At 68.1% G+C, this 10,106-nt stretch carries 10 protein-coding genes; 8 read left to right on the top strand and 2 right to left on the bottom strand.

Going from position 1 to position 10,106, the window contains the following annotated elements; all coding sequences use genetic code 11:
* On the top strand, positions 1-353 hold a 353-nt coding region (locus tag BN4332_RS09925; RefSeq protein ID WP_160110829.1), incomplete at its 5' end, for a GNAT family N-acetyltransferase.
* A gap of 15 nt (positions 354-368) precedes the next feature.
* On the opposite strand, the gene BN4332_RS09920 is transcribed toward BN4332_RS09925, so the two are convergent.
* The gene (locus tag BN4332_RS09920; protein WP_066898275.1) at positions 369-617 is read right to left on the bottom strand and encodes a DUF6480 family protein; all 249 of its coding nucleotides are present in this window, start codon (positions 615-617) and stop codon (positions 369-371) included.
* 233 nt (positions 618-850) lie between these two features.
* Between BN4332_RS09920 and BN4332_RS09915 the strand changes: the two genes are divergently transcribed.
* The 4 genes from BN4332_RS09915 to BN4332_RS09900 are packed head-to-tail and all read left to right on the top strand — an operon-like array spanning position 851 to position 4,726.
* Positions 851-1,891, top strand: coding sequence for an ABC transporter substrate-binding protein (locus tag BN4332_RS09915; protein ID WP_235654065.1), 1,041 nt, complete (start codon positions 851-853; stop codon positions 1,889-1,891).
* A gap of 5 nt (positions 1,892-1,896) precedes the next feature.
* Positions 1,897-2,913, top strand: a complete 1,017-nt coding sequence (locus BN4332_RS09910; protein ID WP_066898280.1) for an ABC transporter substrate-binding protein — start codon at positions 1,897-1,899, stop codon at positions 2,911-2,913.
* Positions 2,914-2,915: 2 nt separating this feature from the next.
* Positions 2,916-3,935 carry a FecCD family ABC transporter permease gene (locus BN4332_RS09905; protein ID WP_066898281.1) on the top strand — a complete coding sequence of 340 codons (1,020 nt, stop codon included), beginning with the start codon at positions 2,916-2,918 and terminating at the stop codon, positions 3,933-3,935.
* A complete protein-coding gene (locus BN4332_RS09900; protein WP_066898274.1) occupies positions 3,932-4,726 on the top strand; it encodes an ABC transporter ATP-binding protein in 795 nt (264 codons plus the stop codon). Before BN4332_RS09905 ends, BN4332_RS09900 begins: the two co-directional genes overlap by 4 nt.
* Here the strand turns inward: BN4332_RS09900 and BN4332_RS09895 are convergent.
* Positions 4,708-5,343 (bottom strand): type II toxin-antitoxin system PemK/MazF family toxin, encoded by a 636-nt coding sequence (locus BN4332_RS09895; protein WP_096867060.1) that lies wholly within the window; start codon positions 5,341-5,343, stop codon positions 4,708-4,710. The genes BN4332_RS09900 and BN4332_RS09895 overlap by 19 nt on opposite strands.
* 40 nt (positions 5,344-5,383) lie before the next feature.
* Between BN4332_RS09895 and lepA the strand changes: the two genes are divergently transcribed.
* The 3 genes from lepA (at position 5,384) to BN4332_RS09880 (ending at position 10,051) form a co-directional block, all read left to right on the top strand.
* Entirely contained in the window at positions 5,384-7,297 is a 1,914-nt protein-coding gene (gene lepA / locus BN4332_RS09890) for a translation elongation factor 4 (protein ID WP_435405156.1), read from the top strand.
* A gap of 70 nt (positions 7,298-7,367) precedes the next feature.
* Entirely contained in the window at positions 7,368-8,672 is a 1,305-nt protein-coding gene (locus tag BN4332_RS09885; protein WP_066898271.1) for an NtaA/DmoA family FMN-dependent monooxygenase, read from the top strand.
* A complete protein-coding gene (locus BN4332_RS09880) occupies positions 8,669-10,051 on the top strand; it encodes an LLM class flavin-dependent oxidoreductase (protein WP_066898279.1) in 1,383 nt (460 codons plus the stop codon). Before BN4332_RS09885 ends, BN4332_RS09880 begins: the two co-directional genes overlap by 4 nt.
* Positions 10,052-10,106: the final 55 nt, after the last annotated feature.

The following is a 10,106-nucleotide window of genomic DNA, read 5'->3' as shown; positions in this document are numbered from 1 at the left end:
AGACGCCCGGCGAAGAGCTGCGCATGCTGCCCACCCTGCTGCTGGCGTTCGGCCGCAGCCTGGGGCAGGGGCAGCGGGTCGTCGACCTGATGAAAGAGCATCATCCGGAGGAGCCACACTGGTATCTGGCGGTGATCGGCAGTGATCCGACGGTGCGTGGCGGCGGCTTCGGTCACGCCCTGATGCAGTCGCGCCTCGACCGGGTGGATGCCGAACATGCGCCGGCCTATCTGGAATCGAGCAATCCGGACAACATTCCGTATTACATGCGGTTCGGCTTCGAGGTCACCGGGGAGATCCCGCTGCCCGACGGCGGGCCGGTGCTCACGCCGATGTGGCGCGCACCGCGCTAGGACAGACCGGCCGCGCTAATCGAAAACGCCGGACATCTGCATGATCAGCAGCAGGCCGGCCGCGACGAACACCGCGACCAGCAGCACCAGCGCGATGATCGCGGTCACCGAGCTGGGGGTGTACTTGTGTCTGGGGCGAGGTTCGGGTTCGCCCAGCCCCGAGGTCTGCCCCGAGTCCGGCGGGGTGGCACCGGGAGCGACTCCGCCGCCGGGTTCCAGATCGGGGGTCTCGGCCGGATCGGGGTCCGGCGGTAGGGCAGTCATGGTCTAGGAATGCCCACTGACGCCGATTTGATGCATCGCCGTGCCCGCCGCGCGCGGGCAAGCGCTACGCATCGTGGCTGTTACAGTGCCAAGACCGACCAACAGGGGAATCCGGTGCGAAGCCGGAACTGACGCGCAACGGTATGGGGCATCGCCTCGAGTCCGATCACCTGTGGCCGGGAACGATTGTCGACGGCTCCGCGACCGGGCCCTGCATCGAAGGAAGTTCTGGCGTGCGCATCTCCGCCGTGCTGATGTCCCTGTTGTCTGTCACGTTGACGTTCACGGTCGCCTGCGGGCATCGAGACCCCGCGGCCGGGAAGGTATCCGGCGACGCCACTGAAACATCCTCGACGAGCTACCCGCTCACCATCGAGAACTGCGGTGTCGAGGTCACTTTCGACGGTCCGCCGCGGCGGGCGGTGTCGCTGTACCAGGCGTCGACCGAAATCCTGCTGGCGCTCGGGCTGGCCGATCGGATGGTCGGCACCTCGACATGGTTCGATCCGGTGCTTCCCGAACTCGCGGCCGACAACGCCACCGTGCCCCGGCTCGCGGACAACGATCCCGGACTGGAGACGGTGCTCGCCGCCGAGCCGGACCTGGTCGCCTCGGCCAGTGCGCACACCTTCACGCCCGCCGTGGTCGCCGACCGGAGCAGGTTCGCTCAGCTGGGAATCCCCACCTACCAATCGCCATCGGTGTGCACCGGCGCGAGAGCCGACGGTGAGACCGTCACCCGCACCGCACCGCTGACCCTCGACACGCTGTATCGCGAGATCCGCGAGCTCGCCCAGATCTTCGACGTGCAGCAGCGTGGCCAAGACCTGATCGAGCGGCTCACCCGGCGTCTCGACGACATCCCCTCGACCACCGCGCCGGATACCAGCGTGGCGTTCTGGTTCTCCGGGCTGCGGACGCCGTATCTGGCCGGCTGTTGTTCGGCTCCCGGACTGTATGCCACCGAACTCGGCGTCACCAACATCTTCGCCGACAGCCGTGAGGACTGGCCGGAGGTCAGCTGGGAGGCGCTGGCTGATCGAAACCCCGACGTGCTGGTGCTGGCCGACCTCAATCGACGGCGCGTCGACGGGGACGCGCTGGAGTCGAAATTGACGTTCCTGGAATCGAATCCGGTGACCAGGAACATGACGGCGGTGAAAGCCAGACGCTACGTGGTGCTGAGCGGGTCCGAACTCGACCCGGGGATCCGTGAGGTCGACGCGCTGGTGAAATTGGCCGCCGGTTTCAAGGCCTTCGGGCTGGCGCAGTGAACCGGATGGGCCGCCTGATCACGGCGGCGGTGAGCGCCTTGGCGTTGGCGGGATGCACTCAGTCCGTCCAACCGGCCGCCGATTCCGGTGTGTCGCCCGGATACCCTCTGGCCGTACGGAACTGCGGCAAGGAAGTGGTGATCGATGCGCCGCCGCGGCGCGCGGTCTCGCTGAACCAGAGCTCCACCGAGATTCTGCTGTCGCTCGGCCTGGCCGACCGCATGGTCGGCACCGCGACGTGGACCGACCCGGTGCGCGCCGATCTCGCGGCCGAGAACGCCCGCGTGCCACGGCTGGCGGTGAACAAGCCCTCGCTGGAGGCCGTCCTCGACACCGAGCCGGATTTCGTGTCGGCGTCTTTCGGCGGCACCCTGGGGCCCGGCGGTGTCGCCGATCGCGACCAGTTCGAGCGATTGGGTGTGCCGACGTATCTGGCGCCCAGCGACTGCGAAGGCAAGACCTCGGTCAACGGTGACGGTGCGCGCAGCACCCCGCTCACCATGGAGGCGATCTACTCCGAAATACGGGACTTGTCCAAGATTTTCGATGTCGCCGACCGCGGCGACCGGCTCATCGCACAGCTGCGCGGGCGCATGGACGCGGCTCGAGCGGCGGCAGCGTCCGGCGTCGACATGGCCTTCTGGTTCTCCGATGTTCGGGCCCCCTATTTCGCCGGGTGCTGCGGATCGCCCGGCGTGATCGCCGGGACCGTCGGAGCGCGCAACGTCTTCGCCGACACCACCGAGGAATGGCCTCAGGTGAGTTGGGAGAGTGTGGCCGACCGTGACCCGGACGTGCTGGTGCTCGGTGACCTGAGCCGTCGCACCATCGACGGCGACGCCCTGGAGACGAAAATTGAATTCCTCGAATCGAATCCGCTCACCCGAGGCCTGTCCGCCGTGCGGGATCGCCGCTACATCGTGGTGAACGGCGCTGATCTCAACCCGTCGATCCGCACCGTGGACGGTGTCGAGAAGGTGGCGAAGGGCTTGCGGGAGCTCGGGTTCGGCTCAGCGCGGTGATCATGCGTACCGGGTGGCTCGGCGGATTGTGGGTGATGGCGCTCGCAGCTTTGGTGTTCTCGGCCGCGGTGGCCATCACCATCGGGCCGGCCGCGTTGTCGGTCGGGGACGTGTACCGCATCGTCGGCGATCGTCTCGGCGCCGGGCCGTCGGGGGCGACCCGGCTGCAGGAGAGCATCGTCTGGCAACTGCGCCTGCCGCGGGTGGTCCTGGCCGCGATCTGCGGTGCCGGGCTGGCGCTGTGCGGGGCGATCCTGCAATCGCTGCTGCGCAATCCGCTGGCCGACCCGTTCGTGCTGGGTGTCTCGTCGGGGGCCTCCACCGGTGCCGTGCTGGTCGCGGTGCTCGGTGTCGGTGCAGGCACGTTGACCCTGTCCGGGGGCGCGTTCGCCGGTGCGGTGTTGTCGTTCGCGGTGGTGCTGCTGCTCGCCTACGCCGCCGGCGGGGGGACTGATCGGGTGGTACTGGCCGGCGTGGCCGGCACCCAGCTGTTCTCGGCGCTGACGTCTTTCGTCGTGTTGTCCTCGGCCGACGCCGAACAGACCAGGGGAGTGCTGTTCTGGCTGCTGGGATCGCTGGCCGGGGTGTCGTGGTCCGACGTGTCCCGGTGCGCCGTCGTCGTCGGCGTCGGACTGGTGGTGTGCCTGGCCTACACGCGGACCCTCGATGCGTTCGCCTTCGGCCAGGATGCGGCCGCGACGTTGGGGGTCGCGGTGAACCGGGCCCGCATCGTGCTGTTGGTGATGACCGCCTTGGTCACCGCGGCCCTGGTCAGTGCCGCCGGGGCGATCGGATTCGTCGGTCTCGTGCTGCCGCACGCCGCGCGCTTCGTCGTCGGGCCCGGCCATCGGCGGCTGTTGCCGACGGCGGTGCTGCTCGGCGCGATCTTCATGGTCTGGGTGGATACCCTGGCCCGGACGGTGTTCGCCCCGCAGGAGTTGCCCACCGGGGTGGTCACCGCGTTGCTCGGTGTCCCGGCATTCGCGCTGATCCTGTTGCGGCGCAAGGGGGTACAGCGATGAGTCTGCGGGCGGTCGGGGTGCGCTGGACCCGCTCGGGCCGGGTCGTGCTGGACGGTGTCACGGTGGATCCGGTTCCGGGCAGCACCGTCGGGCTGCTGGGCCCCAACGGATCGGGCAAATCGTCACTGCTGCGGCTGTTGGCCGGCATCGACCGGCCCGACTCCGGGTCGGTCCAATTGGACGGCCGTGAGCTGCACACGATGTCGCGGCGCGCGGTGGCCCGCCGGGTGGCGGTGGTGGGCCAGCACGCCGACACCGATCTGGACATCGCGGTGCGCGACGTCGTCCGGCTGGGACGCATTCCGCACGCCCCGGTATTCGGCCGCGGGCACGACGACACCGCCGCCGTCACCGCGGCGATGGCGGCCACCGGCCTCGACGGCATGGCCGACCGGCTGTGGCACACGCTGTCGGGCGGGGAGCGCCAGCGGGTGCAGATCGCCAGAGCCCTGGCCCAGGATCCGAGCGAACTGCTGCTCGATGAACCGACGAATCATCTCGACATCGCCCATCAACTGGAGATCCTGGCGCTGATCCGCCGGCTGGAGGTCACCAGCGTGGTGGCCCTGCACGACCTCAACCTCGCGGCGATGTTCTGCGATCAGGTGGTCGTGCTGTCGGCGGGCGCCGTGGTGGCGACCGGAACCCCGGCCGAGGTGCTGACCGAAGAGCTGGTGGGCGAGGTCTACGGGGTGCGCTGCCGGATCACGGTCGACGCCGGCGGACCGTACGTGCGGTTCGAACCCGCCGGCCCGATAAACGGTGCGGCCGGTCAGCTCCAGGCGTACTGAGCGCGCAGTCTCATCGCGACGGCTTCGAACCGGGTGCGGTCCAGGATCGCGCCCTCGCGGCGGATGCCTTCCTCGGGCACGTCGAGCACCCGATCCAGCCGGACCCAGCTCGGCCTGCCGTCGTAGTCCCAGGTTCCGGTACCGATGGAGATCCAATCCGGATCGTCGTGGTGGTAGTCCTGGCTGGAGAGCATCAGGCCGAGCAGGGTGTGCCGATCACGTCCGACCACGAGCACCGGACGGTCTTTGCCCTGCGTCGGATCGTCCTCGTAGACCACCCAGGTCCAGACGATCTCGCCGGGATCGGCCTGGCCGTCGAGGTCGGGCGAGTAGACGATCTTGCGGGCGCGGTGTGCGGTGGGGACGCTGTGCTTCGACACCGGGCGCCCGGCGGTCAGTGCCTGCGGCGGTGGGGCCGTCGCGCCGGCGAGCACGCCGAGGCCCATCCGGAGTCCCTGCTGCAGACCTTGCTGGATGCCCTGCTGCACGGTGCGCGGCACGTTGTCGGTGGTCTGCAACTGGCGGACGAACTTGGGCGCCTCGTTGAACACCAGGTTCTCGGCGCCGTCCACGACGCCCTTGAGAACCTGTTGGAACGCCTTCCACTGCGACGCCATGGTGACGAGCATAGGTCAGTGAGCCCACGGCGATTGTGTCGTGACGGTGCCGGCTCGATACCCTGAGAGGGCACAGCACGTGCTTGACACCCACGCTCACCAGGAGATTCCCATCAGCAGCTTCGCCGACAAGACGTTCACTGCGCCGGCGCAGATCAGGAACTTCTGCATCATCGCCCACATCGATCATGGCAAATCGACGCTGGCGGACCGGATGCTGCAGCTCACCGGCGTCGTCGACGACCGGTCGATGCGTGCGCAATACCTCGACCGGATGGACATCGAGCGTGAGCGCGGCATCACAATCAAGGCGCAGAACGTGCGGTTGCCGTGGAAGGTCGGTAACGACGAGTTCGTGCTGCACCTGATCGACACCCCCGGCCACGTCGACTTCACCTACGAGGTGTCCCGCGCCCTGGAGGCGTGCGAGGGTGCGGTGCTGCTGGTCGACGCCGCCCAGGGCATCGAGGCGCAGACGCTGGCCAACCTGTACCTGGCGCTGGACCGGGATCTCACGATCATTCCGGTGCTGAACAAGATCGACCTGCCCGCCGCGGACCCGGAGCGCTACGCCGGCGAGCTCGCGCACATCATCGGCTGCGAGCCGTCCGATGTGCTGCGGGTGTCCGGCAAGACCGGCGAGGGCGTGGCCGAACTGCTCGACGAGGTGGTGCGGCAGGTGCCGGCACCCACCGGCGATGCCGACGCTCCCGCGCGGGCGATGATCTTCGACTCGGTCTACGACATCTACCGCGGCGTGGTCACCTATGTGCGCGTCGTCGACGGCAAGATCACCCCGCGCGAACGCATCGCGATGATGTCCACCGGGGCCACCCACGAACTGCTCGAGGTCGGCATCGTCTCGCCCGAGCCGAAGGCCAGCGAGGGCCTGGGCGTCGGTGAGGTGGGCTACCTCATCACGGGCGTGAAGGACGTCCGCCAGTCGAAGGTCGGCGACACCGTGACCACGGCGCGCAAGGGTGCCACCGAGGCGCTGACCGGCTACCGCGAGCCCAAGCCGATGGTGTACTCGGGCCTGTACCCGGTCGACGGGTCGGACTACCCGGATCTGCGCGACGCACTGGACAAGCTTCAGCTCAACGACGCCGCGCTGACCTACGAGCCCGAGACGTCGGTGGCGCTGGGCTTCGGGTTCCGCTGCGGCTTCCTCGGTCTGCTGCACATGGAGATCACCCGCGAACGCCTGGAACGCGAGTTCAATCTCGACCTGATCTCCACCTCGCCCAACGTGGTGTACCGGGTGATCAAGGACGACGGAACGGAAATCGTCGTGACCAACCCGTCGGACTGGCCCGAGGGCAAGGTCCGCGAGGTCTACGAGCCGGTGGTCAAGACCACGGTGATCGCGCCCAGTGAGTTCATCGGCACGATCATGGAACTCTGCCAGTCGCGGCGCGGAGAGCTGGGAGGCATGGACTACCTGTCGCCCGAGCGGGTCGAGCTGCGTTACACCATGCCGTTGGGCGAGATCATCTTCGACTTCTTCGACTCGCTGAAGTCGCGCACCCGCGGCTACGCCAGCCTCGACTACGAGGAGGCCGGCGAGCAGCAGGCCGATCTGGTCAAGGTCGACATCCTGCTGCAGGGTGAGGCCGTGGATGCGTTCAGCGCGATCGTGCACAAGGATTCGGCGTCGGCCTACGGCAACAAGATGACCACCAAGCTCAAGGAGCTCATCCCGCGTCAGCAGTTCGAGGTGCCGGTGCAGGCCGCGATCGGGTCGAAAATCATTGCCCGCGAGAACATCCGGGCGATCCGCAAGGACGTGCTGTCCAAGTGCTACGGCGGTGACATCACCCGTAAGCGCAAGCTGCTGGAGAAGCAGAAGGAGGGCAAGAAGCGCATGAAGACCATCGGTCGCGTGGACGTCCCTCAGGAGGCGTTCGTGGCGGCGCTGTCCACCGATGCGGCCGCGGACAAGCCCAAGAAGTAGACCGTTCGGGATTGGTTCGCGCTGAGCGCAACCCTCGGCGTGCGGCGGTGCGGATCGTAGTGTCGCCGGAGTGTCCAGAGAGCTTCATCTGCTGGCCTTCGGCAATACCCGGTCAACCGGGCCGTGGCGGCATCCCGATATCGACAACAGCACCGCCGGGGTACGGCGCCGGCTGATCAGCCATGCGCAGACCGCCGAGGCCGGCGCGTTCGACGCGCTGTTCTTCGCCGACGGCCTGAACTACGGCCCACCGGCGACCTGGCCGTACAAGATCACCGAGGATTTCGAACCGCTCACTGCGACGGCGGCGCTGTCCTCGGTCACCGAGCGGATCGGGTTGGTGGTCACCGGATCGGCCACCTTGGCGCATCCGTATCACCTTGCCCGTCAGCTGCTTTCACTCGATCACCTCAGCGGCGGTCGGGCCGGCTGGAACCTGGTGACCAGCTTCGCGCAGGCGGCCGCCGACAACTTCAGTGCCCGCGGCGTGGTGGCGCACGACGAGCGCTACCGCATCGCCGAGGAGGCGCTGGCGGTGGTGCGCAAGCTGTGGGACGGCTGGGGTGAGGACACCATCGTCGAGGACCGCGCCGCGGGGATCTTCAACGACGTCAGCAAGATTCGACCGACCGATCACCATGGGCCCTATTTCGATGTGGCGGGTCCGCTGGGCGCAGCCCGCTCGGCTCAGGGCCAGCCGGTGATCTTCCAGGCCGGATCATCGGCAACCGGAAGGGGTTTCGCGGCCCGGCATGCCGAGGTGATCTTCACCAGCCACGGTAACCGCGCGCGGGCGCAGGAGTTCTACACCCAGATTCACCAGGAGGCCCGGCGGCTGGGCCGGGCCCGGCCGCCGCTGATCACCCCGTCGTTGCGCTACCTCGTCGGCTCCACCGAGGATGAGGCCCGGCGCGCACAGCAACAGGAGTACGAGTACTTCAGCCCGCAGTACCAGGCCGGGTGGCTGCTGGAGGTCGACGTGGATGTCACCGGTGCCGACCTGGACGGTCCGGTTCCGGCATCAGCCTTCCCGGCGCACACCGAAACCCACCAGACCGCGCTGGCCGGCTATCGGCTGCTGGCCACCGAGGGGAACCCGACGGTGCGAGAGTTCCTGTACCGCACGGTCAACGGCTGGGGCGCGGCCGTGGTGGGCAGCCCTGAGCAGATCGCCGATGAGATCGAGCAGTGGTTCACCACCCGTGCCGCCGACGGGTTCGTGCTGCGCGACTCCGGATTGCCCGGCCAGCATGAACTTTTCGTCGAGCAGGTGGTCCCGGTGCTGCGCAAGCGCGGGCTGTTCCGCCACGAATACGCCGGCACCACACTGCGCTCCCATCTGGGGCTCGATGCGCCGCGGCGGCAGTGGCCATGACCGAACCGTATGTGCTGTCGGCGTTCACCATGTCGACGGTGTCGCACCGCAACTTCGGGCTGTGGCGCCACCCGGCGGACCGCACCGCCGAATACACCGATGTCCGGTACTGGGTCGAGCTGGCGAAGCTGCTCGACGACGGCGGATTCGACCTGTTGTTCATCGCCGATGCCGTGGGGCAACTCGATGTGTTCGGCGGTGATGCCCGCGCCGCGCTGGCGCGCGGGGTGCAGACACCGGTGACCGACCCGCTGCTGGTGGTCTCGGCGATGGCCGCGGCAACCGAGCGGCTGGGATTCGGCATCACGGTGTCCACCACCTACGAGAGCCCATATCTGCTGGCCCGTAAGTTCAGCACGCTGGATCACCTGACCGGCGGCAGAATCGGCTGGAATATCGTCACCTCGCTGCTGGACAGCGCGGCGCGCAACATCATCGGCCGCCAGCGGCAGATCCCGCACGACGAGCGGTACGCCATGGCTCAGGAATTCCTGGAAGTGACGTACAAACTGTGGGAGGGGTCGTGGGAGCCCGGTGCGGTGGTGCGCGACGCCGAACGTGGGGTCTACACCGACCCGGCGAAGGTGCACGGCATCGACCACCACGGGCGGTATTTCTCCGTGCCCGGCGCCCACCTGGTCGAGCCGTCGCCGCAACGCACCCCGGTGCTGTTCCAGGCGGGAACGTCACCGGCCGGCCGCGAGTTCGCCTCTCGCAACGCGGAACTGGTGTTCGTCAGCGATCCGAGGCCGGAGGTGCTGCGCTCCAACATCGACGACATCCGCCGCCGGGCGGCCGGGCACGGGCGCGACCCGGACTCGCTCAAGTTCATCACCTCGGTCGAGATCGTCACCGACAGTACGGATTCCGCTGCCCAGGCCAAGGCGCGCGATCTGGCACGATTTCACGACCTGGAGGGCGGGCTGGTGCTACTGTCGGCCCTGTCCGGGGTGGACTGGTCGACCTACGGGGTGGACCGTCCGATCGAGCAGTTCGACACCGACGCCAGCCGGTCCATCCTCGCCGCGGTCACCGACTCGGGTGTCCGAGAGCGCCTGACGTTACGGGATTACGTCGGGGGACTGGGCGGATTCGGCGGTGAGCTGTTCGTGGGATCGGCCGCCACGGTCGCCGATGGCCTGGATGCCTATGCCGACCGGGCCGGGGTGGACGGCTTCAACATCGCCTATCACGTCACGCCCGGCAGCTTCGCCGACGTGGCCACCTATCTGATCCCCGAGCTTCGCAGGCGTGGCCGGGCCCGGGAACTCGGTGCCCCGACCACACTGCGCCGGCGGTTGTTCGGTGGAGACTCCGGCCTGCTGGGTGCTGGGCCCCCTGCCGCCGCATTCCGCAGGAATTCCGTTCCTTCGCAATAGAATCCCGCCGATTTCATCGCTGACGCCGCGAAACCGATTGCGGCACTGTGGCAGT

It is taken from the genome of Mycolicibacterium houstonense (genome assembly GCF_900078665.2).
Taxonomy (GTDB): Bacteria; Actinomycetota; Actinomycetes; order Mycobacteriales; family Mycobacteriaceae; genus Mycobacterium; species Mycobacterium houstonense.
The sequence above is the reverse complement of the archived record's forward strand: the minus strand, read 5'-3'. Positions and strand labels throughout refer to the sequence as shown.